Annotated in this window: 22 protein-coding genes and 1 pseudogene; 12 read left to right on the top strand and 11 right to left on the bottom strand. The window is 44.1% G+C overall.

Features of this window, described 5'->3' with window-relative positions; genetic code table 11:
* The first annotated feature begins 47 nt into the window (after nucleotides 1-47).
* Together M1D65_RS20395 and M1D65_RS20390 are read left to right on the top strand one after the other, a co-directional pair.
* The gene (locus M1D65_RS20395; protein ID WP_064671677.1) at nucleotides 48-710 is read left to right on the top strand and encodes an MBL fold metallo-hydrolase; all 663 of its coding nucleotides are present in this window, start codon (nucleotides 48-50) and stop codon (nucleotides 708-710) included.
* A gap of 7 nt (nucleotides 711-717) precedes the next feature.
* Nucleotides 718-867: pseudogene (locus M1D65_RS20390) on the top strand (LysR family transcriptional regulator); the annotation flags it as partial.
* Nucleotides 868-891: 24 nt separating this feature from the next.
* On the opposite strand, the gene M1D65_RS20385 reads toward M1D65_RS20390, so the two are convergent.
* The 3 genes from M1D65_RS20385 to M1D65_RS20375 all read right to left on the bottom strand — a co-directional run bounded on the left by M1D65_RS20385 (nucleotide 892) and on the right by M1D65_RS20375 (nucleotide 2786).
* Nucleotides 892-1371 carry a DUF2798 domain-containing protein gene (locus tag M1D65_RS20385; RefSeq protein WP_426842227.1) on the bottom strand — a complete coding sequence of 160 codons (480 nt, stop codon included), beginning with the start codon at nucleotides 1369-1371 and terminating at the stop codon, nucleotides 892-894.
* 82 nt (nucleotides 1372-1453) lie between these two features.
* Nucleotides 1454-1897, bottom strand: coding sequence for a GNAT family N-acetyltransferase (locus tag M1D65_RS20380; protein WP_456270712.1), 444 nt, complete (start codon nucleotides 1895-1897; stop codon nucleotides 1454-1456).
* A gap of 10 nt (nucleotides 1898-1907) precedes the next feature.
* On the bottom strand, nucleotides 1908-2786 hold the full coding sequence (locus M1D65_RS20375; RefSeq protein WP_456270711.1) for a LysR family transcriptional regulator: 879 nt from the start codon (nucleotides 2784-2786) through the stop codon (nucleotides 1908-1910).
* Nucleotides 2787-2973: 187 nt separating this feature from the next.
* Here M1D65_RS20375 and M1D65_RS20370 point away from each other — a divergent pair, with 187 nt between their 5' ends.
* Nucleotides 2974-4188, top strand: a complete 1215-nt coding sequence (locus M1D65_RS20370; RefSeq protein ID WP_064671680.1) for an MFS transporter — start codon at nucleotides 2974-2976, stop codon at nucleotides 4186-4188.
* 32 nt (nucleotides 4189-4220) lie between these two features.
* Here M1D65_RS20370 and M1D65_RS20365 read toward each other — a convergent pair whose 3' ends face one another.
* Nucleotides 4221-5060 carry a pentapeptide repeat-containing protein gene (locus M1D65_RS20365; protein WP_064671681.1) on the bottom strand — a complete coding sequence of 280 codons (840 nt, stop codon included), beginning with the start codon at nucleotides 5058-5060 and terminating at the stop codon, nucleotides 4221-4223.
* Between the two features lie 145 nt (nucleotides 5061-5205).
* Here M1D65_RS20365 and M1D65_RS20360 point away from each other — a divergent pair, with 145 nt between their 5' ends.
* The gene (locus M1D65_RS20360) at nucleotides 5206-5595 is read left to right on the top strand and encodes a YybH family protein (RefSeq protein WP_064671682.1); all 390 of its coding nucleotides are present in this window, start codon (nucleotides 5206-5208) and stop codon (nucleotides 5593-5595) included.
* A 67-nt stretch (nucleotides 5596-5662) separates the two neighbouring features.
* Nucleotides 5663-6451: a hypothetical protein gene (locus M1D65_RS20355; RefSeq protein ID WP_064671683.1), complete on the top strand. Its 789-nt coding sequence runs from the start codon at nucleotides 5663-5665 to the stop codon at nucleotides 6449-6451.
* A 37-nt stretch (nucleotides 6452-6488) separates the two neighbouring features.
* Here the strand turns inward: M1D65_RS20355 and M1D65_RS20350 are convergent, their stop codons facing one another.
* A complete protein-coding gene (locus M1D65_RS20350) occupies nucleotides 6489-7226 on the bottom strand; it encodes a MerR family transcriptional regulator (protein ID WP_411262870.1) in 738 nt (245 codons plus the stop codon).
* Between the two features lie 159 nt (nucleotides 7227-7385).
* Nucleotides 7386-8696 (bottom strand): MFS transporter, encoded by a 1311-nt coding sequence (locus M1D65_RS20345; RefSeq protein WP_064671685.1) that lies wholly within the window; start codon nucleotides 8694-8696, stop codon nucleotides 7386-7388.
* A 100-nt stretch (nucleotides 8697-8796) separates the two neighbouring features.
* On the opposite strand from M1D65_RS20345, the gene M1D65_RS20340 reads away from it, so the two are divergent.
* Both M1D65_RS20340 and M1D65_RS20335 read left to right on the top strand, forming a co-directional pair.
* Nucleotides 8797-9117 (top strand): hypothetical protein, encoded by a 321-nt coding sequence (locus tag M1D65_RS20340; protein ID WP_003226899.1) that lies wholly within the window; start codon nucleotides 8797-8799, stop codon nucleotides 9115-9117.
* An 11-nt stretch (nucleotides 9118-9128) separates the two neighbouring features.
* Nucleotides 9129-9575: a DUF6376 family protein gene (locus M1D65_RS20335; RefSeq protein WP_003226901.1), complete on the top strand. Its 447-nt coding sequence runs from the start codon at nucleotides 9129-9131 to the stop codon at nucleotides 9573-9575.
* Between the two features lie 32 nt (nucleotides 9576-9607).
* Here the strand turns inward: M1D65_RS20335 and M1D65_RS20330 are convergent, their stop codons facing one another.
* Nucleotides 9608-10537, bottom strand: coding sequence for a manganese-dependent inorganic pyrophosphatase (locus M1D65_RS20330; RefSeq protein WP_003226902.1), 930 nt, complete (start codon nucleotides 10535-10537; stop codon nucleotides 9608-9610).
* A 204-nt stretch (nucleotides 10538-10741) separates the two neighbouring features.
* Between M1D65_RS20330 and hypR the strand changes: the two genes are divergently transcribed.
* Complete coding sequence (gene hypR, locus M1D65_RS20325; RefSeq protein ID WP_003242487.1) at nucleotides 10742-11119, top strand: transcriptional regulator HypR; 378 nt, start codon at nucleotides 10742-10744, stop codon at nucleotides 11117-11119.
* 29 nt (nucleotides 11120-11148) lie between these two features.
* Here the strand turns inward: hypR and cotF are convergent, their stop codons facing one another.
* A complete protein-coding gene (cotF, locus tag M1D65_RS20320; protein ID WP_003243364.1) occupies nucleotides 11149-11631 on the bottom strand; it encodes a spore coat protein CotF in 483 nt (160 codons plus the stop codon).
* 145 nt (nucleotides 11632-11776) lie between these two features.
* On the opposite strand from cotF, the gene M1D65_RS20315 reads away from it, so the two are divergent.
* The 4 genes from M1D65_RS20315 to rplI all read left to right on the top strand — a co-directional run bounded on the left by M1D65_RS20315 (nucleotide 11777) and on the right by rplI (nucleotide 15544).
* Nucleotides 11777-11926, top strand: coding sequence for a hypothetical protein (locus tag M1D65_RS20315; RefSeq protein WP_003226909.1), 150 nt, complete (start codon nucleotides 11777-11779; stop codon nucleotides 11924-11926).
* Nucleotides 11927-12152: 226 nt separating this feature from the next.
* Nucleotides 12153-13082, top strand: a complete 930-nt coding sequence (locus M1D65_RS20310) for a YybS family protein (RefSeq protein WP_003243969.1) — start codon at nucleotides 12153-12155, stop codon at nucleotides 13080-13082.
* 36 nt (nucleotides 13083-13118) lie between these two features.
* Entirely contained in the window at nucleotides 13119-15098 is a 1980-nt protein-coding gene (gene gdpP, locus M1D65_RS20305) for a cyclic-di-AMP phosphodiesterase GdpP (RefSeq protein WP_003242517.1), read from the top strand.
* A complete protein-coding gene (gene rplI / locus M1D65_RS20300) occupies nucleotides 15095-15544 on the top strand; it encodes a 50S ribosomal protein L9 (protein ID WP_003226915.1) in 450 nt (149 codons plus the stop codon). Before gdpP ends, rplI begins: the two co-directional genes overlap by 4 nt.
* Nucleotides 15545-15580: 36 nt before the next feature.
* On the opposite strand, the gene M1D65_RS20295 is transcribed toward rplI, so the two are convergent.
* From M1D65_RS20295 to M1D65_RS20285, 3 genes are all read right to left on the bottom strand, one after another.
* A complete protein-coding gene (locus M1D65_RS20295; RefSeq protein WP_456270710.1) occupies nucleotides 15581-17638 on the bottom strand; it encodes a glycosyltransferase family 39 protein in 2058 nt (685 codons plus the stop codon).
* A gap of 104 nt (nucleotides 17639-17742) precedes the next feature.
* Nucleotides 17743-18951 (bottom strand): CynX/NimT family MFS transporter, encoded by a 1209-nt coding sequence (locus tag M1D65_RS20290; RefSeq protein ID WP_003226917.1) that lies wholly within the window; start codon nucleotides 18949-18951, stop codon nucleotides 17743-17745.
* Between the two features lie 72 nt (nucleotides 18952-19023).
* Complete coding sequence (locus M1D65_RS20285) at nucleotides 19024-19164, bottom strand: YycC family protein (protein ID WP_003242786.1); 141 nt, start codon at nucleotides 19162-19164, stop codon at nucleotides 19024-19026.
* Nucleotides 19165-19244: the final 80 nt, after the last annotated feature.

Below are 19244 nucleotides of genomic sequence, written 5' to 3'. Positions count from 1 at the left end.
TCTGTTTTCTTTTGAACTATCAAAAATCTCCAAAGGGAGTGGTTTGCGTGAACTTGAGACAACTATCAGAACATGTCTATCAATGTGAATTTGAGCTTGATGTGCCTCTTCGTATTCCGGTTCATACCTGGTTTATCAAAGATGGTGATGATGTTTATATTGTTGATACGGGAATAGAACGTTTTGCTGATGCTCAAATTAGGGCAGCGTTAGCGATCGGCAATCCAAAAGCCATTTTGCTTACCCATGGCCACAGTGATCATATCGGAGGTGCATCAAAATGGTTAGAGAGATTTGATATTCCGATTTTTGCGCACCAGAAAGAACTAAAGTACATCAATGGGGAAGAGCCATATCCGAACAAAAATGAAGTGGAGAACACAGGGGTAGCCCATATTGTCCAGCCGCTGACGGAGCAAACGCTTTCTCACCTGCCTCTGAAATACTATTTAACACCTGGCCATTCGCCGGGGCATGTCGTGTATTATCATAAAATCGATCGTACGCTATTAACGGGCGACCTTTTTATCACAAGTAAGGAGGATTTACACCCACCTATAAGAAGATTCAGTGTTGATATAAATGAGAACATCGATAGCGGCTCAATCATAGATCAAATCAAACCAACGCTCATTTGCTCTTCACATGGCGAAGAAATACTTTATAACGAAGAATTGTATAAAAACTATGTGGTAAGGTATAGGGATTAATGGAAGTGAAAAACATAAGCTGAAAATTCTTCAGCATGGTGCAGCTCTCGATCCGATTTACTCACACCTATTACTCAAAAAGAAAAAATGGGAGCTGCCTGCCGCAGAGGCTTTTGCGGAGCTTGTTTTACATCCGATTCATGAGCAAAAGGAGTGAGTGTCAGGCTCACTCCTTTTCTATTTAAATTGCGACTGTGAGCTTTGGTTTTACAAATTTCATGAAAATCCCTCTGACTAATGGGCCCATAATCAGTAATTGCAATGGATAGGCCAGGATGAAATTTTTCAACACAATCATAAGATAAGCACTGAAGAGGCTGTCCTCGTTCAGCCCATTTGCTAGAACCGCTGTCACTAAACCGAACACAGACATACAAAGTACCATGCCAATCACCATACAAGTTGACATGGCAAGGATGACATAAATTTTTTTAGTCTTGTCGAACGGCATGCGGAATGCAATCTTCTTGGCGAGGGGGCCCACTAACAGTAAATCTAACAGGAGGGCGAGCATAAAACCGATGACCATTTCAAAAACGGTCATCAGTGAAAAATCCTGAATGGCTCCGTTGATGATGGCATTGTAAATCGACATGACGCAGACCATTCCAAAACACATCATCACGCCAAATATAAGACTCTCTTTTTTATTTGCTGGCATACAATCATTCCTTCTCTTCATAATCGGTGATTAGTATACCAATGAACTGTTCATGCTCATAAGTGACAAATTTGTGAACAATCTATAGCACAGAATCGTCTTGTTTTGTCATCAGCACATGCGGAATGCCGTCCAGCATAAATTCTTCTGATGCAGTCTGATAACCGAGCTTTTCATAAAAGCCTGCCGCCTGTGTCTGGCCGTGCAGTTTGAAGGCAGAAATGCCTTGTTCTTTCACAATACGTTCTAATGCACCGACGATCACTTTTCCCAAACCGAATTTGCGGTAAGGCTTCAGAATGCAGATTCGTTCCAGTTTCCCCGTGTGGCCAACGATACGGACACGTGCAGTGCCAACAGGTACATTCTGATGATAAGCCAGGATGTGCTGGCAATCACCGTGGAGTGTATCAAACTCATCGAATTCATCCGAAATGGGACAGCCTTGTTCCTCTACAAATACTGCCTTTCTGATTTCAAACGCTGTATGTAAATCCTGTTCTGACGTGATTTTTTTGATATTCATGCTATCCTCCCTACTCAGAAAAATGGCTGATCACATATTGTTTAAAGGTCTCAGCAACCGGTGATAAAAACCTGCCTTTTATCCAGGCAATTCCTATGACACGCTGACATTCCGGCCAGCTGACGCGGATTTTGGTGATTTTGCTTTGGTCTAAGCCTTTCAGGTCTGGAAGAATAGATATGCCCAGACCGGCTGCCACAAAACCTGCGGCAGTAGCTGCTTCTTCTCCTTCAAACATAATGTTCGGCTGTATATTGGCCTTCTCAAACAGCTCATCGACCGTCATCCGAAGCGCGTAGCCTTTTTTCAATAAAATAAAACGCTCCCCGGCAATCTCATTCAGGGTAATGCTTTCGCGACTGGCTAATGGGTGATCATTTGGCACAAATACAAAGAGTTCTTCACTCCACAGCTTGATCCATTGGATCGGATCTTCAGGCTTAATCGAAGCGAGGAGACAGAGGTCCAGATCCCCGGATTTTAATCGTTCAAGCAGCCAATAAGAGTGGTTTTGCTTCAGCTGGAAGGCAATGTTGGGGTATTCCTGCTGAAAGGAGCCGATGAGATCGGGCACGAGCGTGGTGCCTAATGTATGTAAAAAACCGAGAGAGACTATGCCTTGGTCTGGCTTTAATAAAGCTTGGATTTCTTCTTTTCCTTTGGTGTACTCCTTCATCATCGCCTGAACCCGCCGCAAAAAAATGTGTCCGTATTGATTTAAGCTGATGGATCGTCCTTGCCTGTCAAATAGCGGCACACCCAAATGATTTTCCAGCCTGGCGATAGAGCGTGAAAGCGCAGGCTGTGTGATGGAGAGGCTTTTTGCGGCTTTCGTGACGTGCTGCATTCGGGCCAGTGTTTGAAAATATTCAAGTTGTTCCCATTCCAATTATCATCCCTCCTTTATTACATATAAGCATGAAAATGATATTTTATATGCATTATACAACATATATCAACGGTGCTAAGATAGTAATATAAACAGACTCGAGGATGTTTGAATTCGGAAGAAATAAAGGATGATTGTTTATGAATGGCAGTGCTCCACAACTTGATGAGGGACCGATAAAGTCTCGATGACATACATTCAAAAAGGCACACCGGTTTTTCGAAAAATTACGTTTGCTTTCTTCGCTGCGGGTTTCAATACATTTGCGATTCTATATTGCGTACAGCCGCTCATGGAGGAATTCACGCGGGAATTTCATGTAACGCCTACTGCGGCGAGTCTTTCTTTATCTGTTACCACAATGCTGTTAGCTGTGAGCATGCTTGTCTTTGGTTCATTATCCGAGGTGTGGGGGCGCAAGCCGATTATGGGTATTTCCATGCTGGCCGCATCGGTTCTCTGTCTGGCATCGGCCTTCAGTCCGAACTTTCATACACTGCTCGTATTGAGAACCGTTCAAGGCGTTGCGCTCGCAGGCCTTCCGTCGATTGCGATGGCTTATCTTGGGGAAGAAATTGAACCCGGAAGTCTTGGATCAGCGATGGGGCTATATATCAGTGGAAATGCAATCGGCGCCGTTTTCGGAAGGATCGTTTCCGGGCTCCTGAGCGAGTACTTGAATTGGCATATGGCGATGGGGGCAATTGGTGTCATTAGTTTGATTGCTAGTATTATATTTTTTATGAATTTGCCGCCATCCAGGCATTTTACGCCAAGAAAATTGAAGCTCGGGAAATTGGGAATGTCTCTGATCGGCCACTTGAGGGACCGTAAACTATTCAGCTTGTTTCTCATTGGTTTTTTGCTGCTCGGAAGCAATGTTGCATTGTTTAATTACATTGTGTATGTGCTGTTGGGCCCGCCGTATTCGCTTAATAAAGCATTTGCCAGCTGGATATTTATTGTGATGATTGTAGGCATTTTCAGCTCGTCTTTCATTGGAAGAATGGTTGATCAATATGGCTATCCAAAAATACTGGTGATGAATATTTTCATCGTCATTGCAGGTGCTTTATTCACCATAAACAGTATGCTGGCAGTGAAAATTCTGGGGATTGCCCTCTTTACATTCGGTTTTTTCGGAGGACATTCAGTTGCCAGCAGCTGGGTGGGCAGGAGAGCCCTTCATAACAAAGCACAGGCTTCATCGCTGTATTTGTTCTTTTATTACGCCGGTTCAAGTGTTTTCGGAACAATCGGAGGGCTATTCTGGTCTGCTTTTCACTGGCTGGGCGTTGTCGGTATGATCACCTTCATGCTGCTGGTTGCGTTATGGCTGTCGGGATACTTGGCAAGAAGTGCGAAAGTGCCGGATAAAAGGAACGAAAAAGGATTGAATTGATCAGTAAAAAAGGACCGTTAACGGGTCCTTTTTTATTCCCAATGGGCAGGGATTCGTAAAGACAGCGGCAGCTTTGTGTTCGAATCGCCGTTGGCGGCGTTCACCTGTGCCTGTGTCAGAAAGATGCTCCCGGTCAGGTCGGCGCCGCTGAGATCAGCGTCTCTCATATCTGCACCGATAAAGTCTGTCATTCTCAAATCGGCATTTCTCAGATCGGCGGCTATGAGCAGCGCCCCTCTTAGGTTTGCTCCTCGCAGATCAAGCCCTTTCAGTTTCGCGCCGATCAGGACACTTCCTCGGCTGACCTTTTTCGGGAGTTTTGGATGGCGGGCTTGGGCACGCACCAGCTCACTTGTTTTTAACAGCCATTCATTGACCTCAGCTCGATGCTCGTCCACCTGCAGTGTCAGCAGGCGTTCTTTGCTGAGTCTGGTGAGCTTTTCTATTTTTTCGAAACTGGTTCTCAGTTCGGGATGAATCGGCTTGGCTATATCTATAGAAAGAGCTTCATGTAAATACCAGAGCATTTCGTGCAGCTGCTGCATGATAGGAAAAACGTCAAACATCTGGTTGGCCGTTTCGGGGCTGCTTCGCCAATCCTTTCCCTCATAAGTGATTTGGGATACTTTTTGGCCGGCGCCAAAGCATTCATATGCAGAGCAGCCTCGAAATCCTTTTTCTCTGAGATCTTTATGTATAGAACATTGATAGTTTGATTGTAAGTTGCGGCAAGGCGTGCCCCCGTCTTTATCAAAAGCAAAATCTGCCGACTTCGCATAAGGCAAGGCGACACAGCACAGGCCAAAACAGTGCTGGCAATCCGCACTTAAATCATGATGTATATTGTCATGTAACGTTACTTCCGCAGACAATAATGTTCACCCCTTCACTTGGGTACTTTGTTAAATATATCTATTTGATTATATAGGAAAAAAGGATACTTTTCATTTTGTTTTCACGGTTTCAGTGGTCTAGCAATGTATAATATATCCAATCATGATGATTGGGGGAATTCATTTGGAACAGCAATTGAAAGACATCATCTCTGCGTGTGATTTGGCAATCCAAAATGAAGATTTTGATACACTGATGAATTATTATTCGGAAGATGCCGTGTTAGTTGTGAAGCCGGGCATGATCGCGCGAGGCAAAGAAGAAATCAAAAAAGCGTTTATCACGATTGCGAACTATTTCAATCATCATATTGTGCCGAGACAAGGGGAAATGATCCTCCTGGAAGCAGGTGACACGGTACTCGTCCTTTCTCAGACACTGCTTGATTCGGATAAAAAGGACTCCGAGTATGCGATGGAAAGAAGGGCGACCTTTGTATTTAAGAAGAATGCGCTAGGCGAGTGGCTTTGTGTAATCGATAACTCATATGGTACGGATTTAATTGGTGTGTAAGATATGTCTTTGATGTGCCATTCCTGCATATAATGATTCATTCAGCTGATTAGGGAAGGTGACACAATTGAATGTGTATGACATCAGAATGGCTCCTTATTGGTTTTATGAAAGCAGAGGACTTGTTCAACATCCATACGTATTTCGGCAGCCTGTCTCCTCACGTGCAATCATTGCATCTACTCGCGGCGATGTAACGGGAGACGGCGTTATTGACGAGGTCTTTCTAACTGGAAATCAAATGCCCGGCAGCCCGTTATGGAGAAATATCACATTGGTGATCCGTGATGGCAGAACCCATCAGGAGCAGCGGATTCAGCTTCAAAACAATATGGGATACAATCCGTCACTTTTTCTGGGGGATATGACAGGCGACAAGATTGAGGATGTGGCAGTGGTAATGGATACAGGGGGAAGTGGCGGTGCTATTTATGCATATGTGTTTGCCTATCTAAACAGGCAGTTCCGGCGAATTTTCAATTCAGATGTATTGAATGATGAATTAAAGTACAGTGTGAGGTATCAAAATCAATATAAAGCGAGCGTCATCAGTCATCAGCAAAACGAAACGTATATCCTCGACCTTACTTACAAGGGCAGGGAATATTTGAATGAGATTTATAACAGCCAAGGTGTGTTAAAAATGCCGATAGAAGGATGGGTGAATCCTTTATCGGGCTTGTATCCGGTTGATTTTGACAGAGACGGCGTATACGAATTATTGGCGTACCAGCGGATAGCGGGAAGGTATAACGCCGACTCATTGGGATATGTTCAAACCGTATTAAAATGGAACGGACGGCGTTTTGTCGTTGACCGGCAGAATGTTTCGATTGTTGGCGGTGCTGTCTCGTAATCCTGATGGCTGTCACCCTATAAAGGGTGACAAAACACTACAGGTGTTCTGCAACGACAACCAAATAATAAGATAAACCGGCTTGCTGCTCTTCTAACATTCCTCTATGGAAATCATCTTGCATAAAAAAACGTGTTTGTTTTACGTAATCTTCTTTACTTGTCGGATGCCCGTTCTGATTTAGGAACTTAAGATGATTCATGACATGCCCTTGCACGGAAGGATCATGATACGTTACACCGTTTCTTAAAAAATCAGCCATCCTATCAAGAAAATGTTTAGCCTCTATTGCCATTTTGTTCATTTCATTGACATTGATTGTATGTGTATCCAATTCAAAATCGTAACGCTCTTTTAAATACCCATTTTGTTCTGCTAAAGATTGTTTCCATTCTTCAGCGCTTTCAAATCCTTTAAACATTACCTTATGATCCATGTTTTCGCCTTTTCTCGTGTATTCTAAAGATGTGTTGACTGTTTGAATGAGACGCTGATACTTTTCAATTTTCTTTTCAAACAGCTTTTTTTGTTTTTCTAATGTACTTGTTCTTTCAGCATCCTCTTTTAGTAATGTTTTGATTTCTGACAAAGGAATATCTAATTCTTTGTAAAAAAGGATTTCCTGCAGTCTTTTTAGTTCGTCAGCACCATAGTACCGATATCCGGCTTCGCTTATTTCCTTTGGGGCCAGCAAGCCGATTTTGTGGTAATGATAAAGCGTTTTGATTGTGACATTCGCAATATTGGATAGTTCTTTTACTGTTAATTTCACCATCCGACTCCTCCTTTCTTCTTTCACTATGAGGCCTTACCTTTGGTTGGAGTCAAGGATAAAATCGTGGTGTTTTCATCCGAGAACAGCCTAGTGAATGTGGGAGAAAGAAAATAACACCTGGCGGATTCAAAGAAAAGAGTGCTTTTCAGCAAGCACTCTTTATTCCAGTTTAATTCGTTTTACATCCCCTAATACAAACACATAAAAAACCAATCCCAGCAACAGCACAAAACCAGCTACCAGAAAGCTGAGGGTAAAGGAGCCTGTCACATCAAACAAATATCCTGTCAGTGACGCAGCAATAATGCCTCCGAACAGGTTGTTTGCGAGATTCACCATGGAGCTCAGCATGGATACGGAACCGATCGGCGCGAGTTCTGCGGAGATGGACCAGCCGACCGGAGCGGTTGCGGAAATTCCGGCGAGTCCGATGGAAATGCAAATAATGGCTACGGTAATATTGTTCGTCAGAATGGATCCTAAAAAGAAAAAGCCAAAGCTCATTCCGACTATGATTACGGTTCGGTACACCTTGGTGTTAGGATAGCCTTTCTTAATAAAATAATCGACGAGCCAGCCGCCGACGGCAATTCCGGAAATGGTTGAGATCAGCCACGGCACTGCTGTAAATAAACCGGACGACATGAGATCCATACCGTATGTATGTTTAAAGAAAATCGGAAGCCAGGTGAGCAGCAGGTTGAATGTATACCCGTACCCTGTAAATCCGATCATTAAGCCCCATACTTTTCGATTGGTGAAAAGCTTTTTTAAAAGCGGGCCCGTTTTGTAAGGAATTTGCTCTGTTGTAATGGCATTGTGTTTTTGAATATAGTTTAGTTCACTTTTAGAAATACGTTTATGCCGTTCAGGCTGTTCATAATACTGCCAGAAAAAAATCGTAAACAGCACATTGATGCATCCAATCGTCAAAAAAGCGACACGCCAGTCAAATGTTGTGACAAGAAAGGCGACCAATGGCGCGCCGATTACATTTGAAAACTTGGCGGCCGAATCGAACAATGAGTTTGCCAATCCCCGCTCACTTGGAGGAAACCAGAGAGCGGTTGCTTTAGAGGCAGCGGGGAACGCAGAGGCGCTCGTCAGCCCAATGAGAAACCGGAACAGATACAACAGCAATTTTCCTTGCAAAAAAGCAAGAAGGATCGTTAAAAAGCTCCATATTGTCATTCCAACCCTCGTGACCCATGCGACCCCAAAACGGTCCAGCAAACTTCCGACAGGCAGCTGCATCAGTGTATAGGAATAGGTGTAAATGGAAAACACGATGCCGAGTTCAGTTGCAGTAAGGTGAAACGAATCTTGTATCGCAGGGGCCGCTACCGAGATGGCCACTCGGTCAAAATAATTAAGAATAATAATGCCGCTAAGTAACGAAGATATGTACCATCTGGTATGCCCAGGCCGTTTCACGCGCTCTTGACTCATGATGAAAACCTCCTCTGTCATAGCATGATCTCCTGATAGAAAAACCATTCAAATTTTAAATACCACAGCGCGCTTTTATATAAACGGCAGGAATTTGACTGGAACAGATCGGTGCTTTAGAATGAAAGTAATAAAAATGAACACTCCAAAGGGGAGTAGCTTTCACAGTAAAGTCGTCATTACGGGACAAGGTGTCCTCGGCTTTGCTGGCAATCTCATTGTTAGCGAGACCTTTGCCAAATCTGATTTGGTGAAGGTCTTTTTGTTTCAGGAACTTCACCAAATTGGTGGAGTTTTTTCATTTTTATCAAAAAGGGAGAGGAGCATCAGAATGTCTAAGCTGAAAAAGTGGCTGAAGCGTGAATTGGTGAGGAAAGGGCTGCCGTTAGCGAAAGAGAAATTGATTCCGATCTTAAAAGAAAAAATGAAAAAGAAACGATGAGGGGGCTGAAGATGAAGATCATTTTGACAGTACTTGCCGGAGTGGGACTTTTGAGTGCAGGCGGATGCGGCATGCTTGATCAGGTGAACGACGGATTGAACTATACGAGTGAAGCAGCTGGTTATGTGGAGAAGGTGAAGACATTTGCAGAGGAAGCGCCTGAATTGGCTGAGAAAGCTGTAAATGACACCGAGGCGAAAGAAAAACTTGAAGCGCAGCTTGAGTCGATTCAGAAGGCTGCCGCTGATTTTAATGAATTAACGCCGCCTGATGCCGCAGCGGAGATTCATCAAACCATTCAGGAACATAACAAAACCTTGCAGAAAAGCGCTGAAGATGTGTTGAAACAAGCCGAGGAAGGCAAGGTATCGCTTAAAGAATTGGAGCAGTCAGACCTGGTCCAAAACGCAAAGCAAATTACTGATGTGATGGGACAAATTGAGAAGCTGGGTGAATAAGAAAAAGCATCCCGACGCGGGATGCTTTTTGCTTATTCAGCCATTGCGTCTGTTAAGACAGGAACGACTTGTTTTTTACGGGAAACAACGCCTTTTAAGAGGGCTGTGTTGTTTTCTAATGTAACGTTGAACGCTTTTTCCACTTTCGCTGCTTCGTTACCGATTGCAAGAGCAAGTGAATCATTTTCTAAGATATCTGTGATAACGAGAAGGAACAGATCAAGATTCTTCTCTGCCACAACTTTTGAGATCACAGCTTCTAATTCAGCTTGGCGTTTTTTCACATCTTCAATGTCCACTGTGTTTACTTGTGCGATTTCGACTTTCTTGCTGCCGAGCGTAAATTCTTTCGCATCAAGAGAAATGAGCTCTTCCACTGTTTTTTTGCTTAGATCAGCGCCTGCTTTCAACATGTTCAAGCCGTATTCTTCAGCATCTACGCCAGCGATCTCCGCAAGCTCTTTTGCTGCTGCTACGTCTTGGTCCGTGCAAGTTGGAGATTTAAATAACAGGGAATCAGAAATGATCGCAGACAGCATAAGGCCGGCAATTTCTTTCTCGATTTTCACGTTATTCTCTTTGTACATTTTGTTTAAGATGGTAGCCGTACAGCCTACAGGCTCAGCACGATAGTAAAGCGGCTCAGCTGTTTCAAAGTTAGCGATGCGGTGATGGTCGATAACCTCTAAAACCTGAACCTCTTCAATGTCTTTGATGCTTTGCTGGCGTTCGTTATGGTCAACCAGGATAACGCCGTTTACTTCGTTTGCAGCTGTTTCAACAAGACGCGGGCTTTCTTGTTTGAAATAGTCAAGCGCGTATTGTGTTTCGCCGTTGACTTGTCCGAGGCGGACAGGCTCAGCATTGAAGCCGAGTTTGTTTTTCAAATCAGCATAAGCAATCGCAGAACAAATCGTATCTGTATCTGGGTTTTGGTGTCCGAAAATAAGTATCTTTTCCATGATAGCTCCTATCCTTTTTTAAGTAGTGTAATCTTTATATAGTTTAACACGTCTTGCTGCAGGTGTAATCATGCAAACCCTTAAAAATTGATGTGAATAAGAAGCATTTTCTTTGAGCTGAGAAGAAAAGGTGTGTAAAATACTGGGTAGCTTAGTTGCAAAATGTAATGTAGTATCAAAAAAGGTACTATTGGAGGGTCAAGAATGAGTGAAAAAAAGAATATATACCCGAACAAAGAAGGCTGTCCAGTTGAATTCACTCTAGATGTCATTGGCGGAAAGTGGAAAGGAATTCTTTTTTATCACATGATAGATGGCAAGAAACGATTTAATGAGTTTCGGCGAATCTGCCCGAGTATTACTCAAAGAATGCTTACTCTCCAGCTGAGGGAGCTGGAAGCGGATGGCATCGTGCACCGTGAGGTTTATCACCAGGTGCCGCCCAAGGTAGAGTACTCTCTGACGGAATTTGGGCGCACGCTTGAACCGATTGTTTTGCAAATGAAAGAATGGGGAGAATCCAACAGAGACGTGCTGGAATCTTATCGTTCGAACGGCTTAGTGAAGGATCAGCAGAAATAGCAGCAAAGGGAACTCCTTTGCTGCTTGTTTTATTTCATTGAAATGGCTCTGTTGGCGTTTCTGACATCGTTTTTCAACAGTTCAGAAAGGTTGTAAGACGGATAATATCCATGCTGATACATGTATCGATAAACTTGGGCGTGCAGCTGGATGGCAGCATTCAGCTGTTTGACCAGTACGTTTCTTAATTGAGGTGTTGCTGTTTCTGTAATTGCGATGGCATAGCTGCGGACAGATGTTTTGGCAAAACCGAGCAGGTCACCGCTGTAAAATGGGTTATCTGCGCGTTCTTCTTCCTCATCCTCTCTGTGCGGAGCCTGTGGAAAGAACGGAAGAAGCTCTCTCAAATTTTGCTCAACACCCTGAATAGACACGTTATAAAGCTGTCTGAGCTGAGGGTCTTTTACTTCTCTTATCATTTTCTTCAGTTTAATGAGTCCGTTTGATTGAAAAGCAACCAGCTCGTGCATTTCTAATGTTTCATGCCAAGCCAATGTTCTGCGTTCATCCATGTGAAAATTCTCCTTTATCGATCAGATTCCATATCAGCATATGCCCAACGCTCAATGTTGTTCATGATGTTTTGAAGTTTTTAAAAAGGGAAATTCACCTTATATAGGATACGGGTTGAGAACATGCACAAAGAGGTGAAACACAATGTGGGACATGATAAAGAACTTTTTCTTGTTTAGCAGCGGCGTTCTGCAAGCAACAACCCTTTTACTGGTGATTTTAATTTTTATGTATGTCAGAAAAACGAAAAAGAAAAACAAGGAATCTTCTGGCTTTATGGATGATAAACATTAATTGTGATGGGCATTCTTTTCAAAGAATGTCTTTTCCTTTTTCATGTTTCACATGAAACATTAGCGTCATTTTACTTGCGATTTGGACTTATGTTAAAATATAAAAGTAAAATTTAGAGATGATATAAAAACATTCGGTGCAAAGCATGTTGCAGCGATGAAAAAAAGAGCAGTCGTTTATGCTGCTCTTTTCTATTCGTATGTTCAGGATGATACGAGGTGACTAAGTGAAACAAACGAGAGCTTTAATGGAAGGTGCTATTTTAATCAGTCTGTTTGCGATCATTACGCTTCTGGTCGTTTATGTTCCTGTGATTGGAACAATTCTGTTATTTGCACTGCCGCTGCCAATGATCTTGTATACGATCAGACATGGATTGAAGCTAGGGATATGGATGGGCGCTGTCAGTCTTCCGGTTGTTTTTATTGTCGGGTCCTTTAACGGGCTTATTGTAGCTTTTATGTCAGCTTGCGCCGGCATTGCCATGGGACATTTTTTCAAAAGGAAAGAGCCCGGGCACGCCATTATTTCGGGCGCTCTTATTTATATGCTTAGTATTGTCTTCTATTTTGTGATAAGCATTCAGTTTTTGGGTATCAATATCATTGATGAGGCAATGACACAATACCGGCAATCTCTTGATATTGTAGAAACTGTAGCGAAGCAGTCGGGCAATGCTGGGCAGTTTGAGAAGCAATTAAAACTGATGGAAGAACAATTGGGTATCGTTCAATATCTTTTTCCAACAGCTATTGTGATGGTAGGAGTTATTTTTTCTTTCCTCAGTTACCTTATCGCTAAGCCGCTCTTAAGGCGATTCTCCCCCGATATTCCTAATCTAAAGCCTTTTAGAGAGTTGAAGTTTCCGCAAAGTGTTGTAGTACTGTATTTGATTATTGTCATGCTTTCATTTTTGCCTTTAGAAAAAGGCCAAATGCTGTACTCTATCGCTTTAAATGGGGAGTTTATACTCGGGTTTCTGATTTTCATCCAAGGTTTATCATTTATCTTTTTCTATTGCCATAAGAAACAATATCCAAAGGCTGCGGCTGTGATTGCTGTCATACTTGGGTTTGTGCATCCGGTCTTCATGGCAGCCATTCGCATTTTAGGCGTTTTAGATATGGGCTTTCATATAAGGAATAAGGTGAAGTGAACATGAGTTTTACTCACATGGTGGGGAGTGATAGAAATGCCAAGCTTTTATGAAAAACCGCTGTTTCGGTATCCCATCTATGCATTGATTGCTCTGTCAATTATTACAATCCTCATCAGCTTTTATTTTAACTGGATATTAGGAACCGTCGAAGTGCTGCTGCTGGCAGTTATTTTGTTTTTTATTAAGCGTGCTGATTCTCTTATTCGACAAGAGATTGATGCTTATATTTCTACGTTGTCCTACAGGTTGAAAAAAGTCGGTGAAGAGGCATTGATGGAAATGCCGATTGGAATCATGCTTTTTAATGACCAATATTATATAGAATGGGCAAATCCGTTTCTTTCCTCTTGCTTTAATGAAAGCACTTTAGTGGGGAGATCACTTTACGATACTTGTGAATCGGTAGTGCCGCTTATCAAACAAGAGGTGGAATCGGAAACGGTTACATTGAATGACCGCAAGTTTAGGGTTGTCATCAAACGGGATGAGCGTCTCTTATATTTCTTTGATGTAACAGAACAAATTCAGATTGAAAAGCTATATGAAAACGAAAGAACCGTCCTGGCATATATTTTCCTTGATAACTATGATGATGTGACACAAGGATTGGATGACCAGACGAGAAGCACGATGAACAGCCAGGTGACATCTTTGCTGAACGCTTGGGCGCAGGAGTACGGGATCTTCTTGAAAAGGACGTCTTCAGAACGCTTTATCGCTGTACTTAATGAACACATCTTAACTGAACTCGAAAATTCGAAGTTTTCGATTCTTGATGAAGTGCGGGAAAAAACCTCATTTGACGGTGTAGCGCTGACGTTAAGCGTTGGTGTCGGGGCTTCAGTCTCTTCCCTGAAAGAACTTGGCGATTTGGCGCAATCCAGCTTGGACTTAGCACTGGGACGCGGCGGAGACCAGGTAGCCATTAAGCTGCCAAACGGCAAGGTGAAGTTTTACGGCGGTAAAACAAACCCAATGGAGAAACGAACAAGGGTGCGGGCCCGCGTGATTTCTCACGCCTTAAAGGAAATCGTCACCGAAAGCAGCAATGTGATTATCATGGGGCATAAATTCCCCGACATGGATTCCATCGGCGCAGCGATCGGGATTTTAAAGGTGGCTCAGGCAAATAACAAAGATGGTTTTATCGTGATTGACCCAAATCAAATCGGATCAAGTGTGCAGCGTTTGATTGGGGAAATCAAAAAATATGAAGAACTGTGGTCAAGATTTATTACGCCTGAAGAAGCAATGGAAATTTCCAATGATGACACACTGCTTGTGATCGTTGATACACATAAGCCGTCACTCGTCATGGAGGAACGGCTGGTCAATAAAATTGAACATATCGTGGTCATCGACCATCACCGCAGAGGTGAGGAGTTTATCAGAGATCCGCTGCTCGTTTATATGGAACCATACGCTTCTTCCACAGCGGAATTGGTGACAGAGCTGCTTGAATATCAGCCGAAGCGCTTAAAAATCAATATGATTGAAGCAACAGCCCTATTAGCTGGTATAATAGTGGATACAAAGAGCTTTTCTCTCCGCACGGGCTCGCGGACTTTTGATGCGGCTTCTTATTTAAGGGCAAAAGGCGCCGACACGGTGCTGGTGCAGAAGTTCCTGAAAGAAACCGTTGATTCCTATATTAAACGGGCAAAGCTGATCCAGCATACGGTCCTCTATAAAGATAACATTGCGATTGCTTCTCTTCCTGAAAATGAAGAGGAATACTTCGATCAAGTGCTGATTGCGCAGGCTGCCGATTCGCTGCTATCGATGAGTGAGGTTGAGGCTTCATTTGCGGTGGCGAGACGGGATGAACAAACGGTTTGTATCAGTGCTCGGTCGCTTGGCGAGGTAAATGTTCAGATCATCATGGAGGCCCTGGAAGGCGGAGGGCATTTAACAAATGCGGCGACTCAGTTGTCCGGCATTTCAGTTTCTGAAGCGCTGGAACGGCTGAAGCACGCCATAGATGAGTATTTTGAGGGAGGCGTACAGAGATGAAGGTTATTTTCTTACAAGATGTAAAAGGAAAAGGAAAAAAAGGCGAAGTCAAAAACGTAGCAGACGGTTATGCGCATAACTTTCTAATTAAAAAAGGCCTCGCGGTTGAAGCGAACGCGTCAAACATCAGCGCGTTAAACGGACAAAAGCAGAAAGAGAAAAAAGAAGCCATTGCTGAGCTTGAGCAGGCTAAGAGCTTGAAAGAGACATTAGAAAAACTGACTGTTGAGCTTAGCGCAAAATCAGGTGAGGGCGGCCGTTTATTTGGTTCAGTGACAAGCAAGCAAATCACTGAACAGCTCCAAAAAGACCATAACATTAAAGTAGATAAGCGGAAGCTTGAACTGCCGGACGGCATTCGTGCATTAGGATATACAAACGTGCCTGTGAAGCTGCATCCTGAAGTGCAGGCTGTGTTAAAGGTACATGTAAAAGAAGAAGCTTAATAGAAAAGAGGCTTGGATTCATCCAAGCCTCTTTTTTTATTCCACGAGATAAAGAGTTTGCTGGCTTTCTCCGCCAGGTCCTCTTCGCATTCCCTGCACGCTGTTTGTGCTGCTGGAGGAACCGCTGTACCCGTCAGATGTTATTTCTTTTCCGTTTTTCTTAATCCAGGAAACAAGTTCGCTGTTGCCTGAGTTGTTTTCTGACAGAAGGAAGTATTTCACTTTGCCTTCTTTGATCAGTTTTTTCAGTTCCGACACAGTCAGAATGGGATCCGTGCCGTTAAACCCGCCCATTGCCATAACAGATTCATTTTCGTAAATGATGTATGGCGCAGCTGTTACGGTTGTCAAAGTAGCAAATAAATACTCTTCGCCGGTATTGTGTTTTCTCAGATAGGACAGGAGCCCGCTGTCGACCTCTGAAGAGAACATGTTCCCGCCGTTTGCTGAGCCTTTGAGCTGCGGGCCGGATTCAGGAAGGACGCTGTTGCCACCGTATAGAAGCGGCGTTGCTGACCAGTAAACTGGTGTGAGAAGCAGAACGCACAAGCTGATGATGGTCAGCAGCTTACTGAACGGATGGCTGCGTTTAAGCATCAGAAGTGCAAGGGTGATGCCCAGTCCTAAGAGCCCCAGGACATACATCCATACACTGCCGATTTGGCTTGTATAAGCGCTCAGAATATACATCTGAAACACGGCTGTGATCAAGACGGCTGCCGGCAGAAGATAGCTGGACCAGTCTTTATTATTTTTGTATAAGCGGTGCATCGTATACCATCCGATACCAGAAAGGGCGGCAATCGGCGGTGCCAGCATAATCAAATAATACTGGTGGAAGAATCCTGCGATGCTGAAGAAACCAGCCACGGGAACAAGCCAAGCCGCCCAGAATAGCGTTTCTTTCATTTTAGCAGCATGTCCGCGGCGATCACGGTACCAGCTGACGATTGCGCCCAGTAATCCGATCAATGAGAATGGAAGCATCCAGCTGATTTGGCCGGAAAGTGCTGATTGGAAAAGACGAAGCGGTCCAGGATCACCGGTGCCGAACATATTCACGCTTTTTCCGCCTCCACCGCCAGGCCCTCCATTTCCAGGTCCGTTGCCACCTGTGGGAGGTGTGCCTCCGCCTCCATTGAGAGCGCCGATTTGTCCGTTAGGCGGCTGAGGCGCCTGTGAATGGTTTCCGAATGATTGATTTCCGTTCTGAGAAAAAGATGAACCGTTGCCATTTGGCGCTTGCATGTTGTCTTGATTCTGCATGTTCCCTCCGCCAGCAGCATTCATATCACCCTTTGCAAGGCCCGTAGTTTGCCCAAACAGACGCTCTGTGCCGTTGTAGCCAAAGGCCAGTTCTAGCACTGAGTTAGTCTGGCTGCTTCCTACATAAGGCCGGCTTGAGGAAGAGGCTGAATCCACTGCAATCGCCCATGAGAGTGAAAGGCCTGTCAGAAGGACAAGAGACAGAAGCAGGGACCCGATTTTTTTCTTCAGAGAAACCCGAGATGCAATCAGGTAGAATAACACAAATGCAGGCAATACCATAAACGCTTGCATCATCTTCATATTAAAGGCGAGCCCAATCAGGGCAAATGCCGTCAGCAGCCAAACCAGCTTGCCTTGTTTTACTGCCCTAAGCAGACAAGTTGAACCGAGCAATAAGGTAAAAACAAGCATGCTGTCGATATTGTTTGTCCGGCTGACAGCTACTGCGATAGGGGTCAGTGCCATGACAAGTGCGGCAATGCGGGCCGCTCCAACTCCAAAAGTCGGCTTAACCATTCTGTAGAGAAGGAAGACAGATCCAACTCCGGCAAGAGCCTGGGGAATGATGACACTCCACGTGTGAACACCGAAAATCAGTGCGAAAATCGTTTGAATCCATAACACGACAGGAGGCTTATCTACTGTCACAAATCCAGAAGGGTCAAATGACGCATAAAAAAAGTTATGGAAGCTTTGCGTCATGCTTTTTACAGCCGCCAAATAGTACTGGTTTGCTGTATCATCCTGCCAAATGTGATACGTATTCAAAAAAGCTGCTGCTAGCAAAATAAGAATAAGGGATGCGTCGAATCGTTTGGTTTTCATCGTTTTTCACCTCTTTATGGTGTCTCATTGTAAAAAACAAATATGAAAAACTTATGAATAAACCATAAATATTCAAAGAAAAAAGCGGAGATATCTTCCCCGCTTTATGCTGAATTTCTTTGTTTTTCTGACTGGAAAATGTATCGATCTCGTCCGGCTCCCTGTCCGGCTGCTCCCATTACGATCAGGGCAGCAATGAGAAGCACAATCGGCATCGTCCAAGAATGCGTCTGGTCAAAGAGATAGCCGACAAAGATTGGCCCGACTGCTGCCAGCAGGTAGCCGAATGACTGAGACATGCCTGACAGCGCAGCGGCCTGTTGGGCATTTTCACTGCGGAGACCAATCAAAGTAAGGGCCAGACTAATGCTGGAGCCTTGTCCGATACCGATAATGATCATCCAGATGGCAAGCAATGTATGGCTTCCGCCCGCTAATAATCCGCAAAGGCCGATCAGATAAACTGAGGCCAGCGCCGCAACGATACCGCGCTGCTGTTTCACACGGTCAGCTAAAACTGGCGTCAGAAAAGTGGAAGGCAGACTCGCAAATTGCATGAGTGATACCATCCATCCGGCTGTTGCCGTATCAATCCCGTGTGAACGGAGAATTTCAGGAAACCAAGCGATGCTGCTGTAAAATAAAAACGATTGCAGGCCCATAAAGATGGTGACATACCATGCCATTTTGGAAGCCCAAATGGAACTGGATTGCAGCTTCATTGTCTGGTTTGCCGTATCTCGATGGCGCAGCTGAGGTATCCAGATTAGCAATGCAAGTAAAGCCAGCCCGCCCCATAAGAGAAAGGCTTGTTTCCATCCGCCATTCATCTGGGTCGCTAAAGGAACGCTGACACCCGATGCTAAAGCTGCGAATATATTCATTGATGTCGTATACAGGCTGATCATGATCCCTGGCTTTTCAGGGTATTTATGTTTGATTAAGCTTGGCAAAAGTACGTTACCAATCGCAATCCCGACGCCGATAAGTGCTGTTCCGAAAAACAAAGCGGCAGTATAGCCGGTAGAACGAGTCAGAACACCGATCAGCAGTATCACGAGACCTAGCCATAAAGTTCGCTCATTACCGAGGCGCTGTCCAAGCTTAGGTGCAAGCGGAGAAAGAACTGCAAACGAAAGCAGCGGCAGTGCGGTCAAAAAACCGGCTGCCCCATTGGACATGTGCAGCTCTGCCCGGATAGAGCTGATGACCGGACCGACTGAAGTGATCGCGGGCCGTAAGTTAAAGGCGATAAAGATAATGCCGGTGATCAGCCAAAATGATTGGATTTTTTTATTATGTGGATGTGGCAAAGCAGTTACTCCTCTTTTCTAACATATACATGATATTATCCCGAAACAGGTAAGCAAGTATGTGAATGAAGGCTATGATTTGTCCTCTTTTTGCAGTTCAGCCATTTTGGCAAGCAGAATATGCTGAGGCATATGCATGATCTGTTCAAGCGGCAGATTCAAGGACTCTGCAAGCTTTTGTGCAGTTTCGGCAGAAATTTGCAAAGGTCTCACAAAAGATCCCTCCTCTCTTCTGTCCATTGTACAAGAATCAGATGTGAAATGTAAGAAGATGTCACAAAGGAATAGAGCAA

Source organism: Bacillus sp. JZ39 (assembly GCF_053903145.1).
This window is presented reverse-complemented; position numbering and strand designations above follow the sequence as displayed.

Bases quoted from the DNA above. Each gene is read 5' to 3' on its own strand.
- M1D65_RS20340 (WP_003226899.1), top strand. From the start codon at position 8,797: ATGAAAGTAATAAAAATGAACACTCCAAAGGGGAGTAGCTTTCACAGT.
- cotF (WP_003243364.1), bottom strand. From the start codon at position 11,631: ATGGATGAACGCAGAACATTGGCTTGGCATGAAACATTAGAAATGCAC.
- rplI (WP_003226915.1), top strand. From the start codon at position 15,095: ATGAAGGTTATTTTCTTACAAGATGTAAAAGGAAAAGGAAAAAAAGGC.
- M1D65_RS20385 (WP_426842227.1), bottom strand. From the start codon at position 1,371: ATGCCAGCAAATAAAAAAGAGAGTCTTATATTTGGCGTGATGATGTGT.
- M1D65_RS20345 (WP_064671685.1), bottom strand. From the start codon at position 8,696: ATGACAGAGGAGGTTTTCATCATGAGTCAAGAGCGCGTGAAACGGCCT.
- M1D65_RS20295 (WP_456270710.1), bottom strand. From the start codon at position 17,638: ATGAAAACCAAACGATTCGACGCATCCCTTATTCTTATTTTGCTAGCA.
- gdpP (WP_003242517.1), top strand. From the start codon at position 13,119: ATGCCAAGCTTTTATGAAAAACCGCTGTTTCGGTATCCCATCTATGCA.
- M1D65_RS20380 (WP_456270712.1), bottom strand. From the start codon at position 1,897: ATGAATATCAAAAAAATCACGTCAGAACAGGATTTACATACAGCGTTT.
- hypR (WP_003242487.1), top strand. From the start codon at position 10,742: ATGAGTGAAAAAAAGAATATATACCCGAACAAAGAAGGCTGTCCAGTT.
- M1D65_RS20335 (WP_003226901.1), top strand. From the start codon at position 9,129: ATGAAGATCATTTTGACAGTACTTGCCGGAGTGGGACTTTTGAGTGCA.
- M1D65_RS20350 (WP_411262870.1), bottom strand. From the start codon at position 7,226: ATGGTGAAATTAACAGTAAAAGAACTATCCAATATTGCGAATGTCACA.
- M1D65_RS20370 (WP_064671680.1), top strand. From the start codon at position 2,974: ATGACATACATTCAAAAAGGCACACCGGTTTTTCGAAAAATTACGTTT.
- M1D65_RS20330 (WP_003226902.1), bottom strand. From the start codon at position 10,537: ATGGAAAAGATACTTATTTTCGGACACCAAAACCCAGATACAGATACG.
- M1D65_RS20315 (WP_003226909.1), top strand. From the start codon at position 11,777: ATGTGGGACATGATAAAGAACTTTTTCTTGTTTAGCAGCGGCGTTCTG.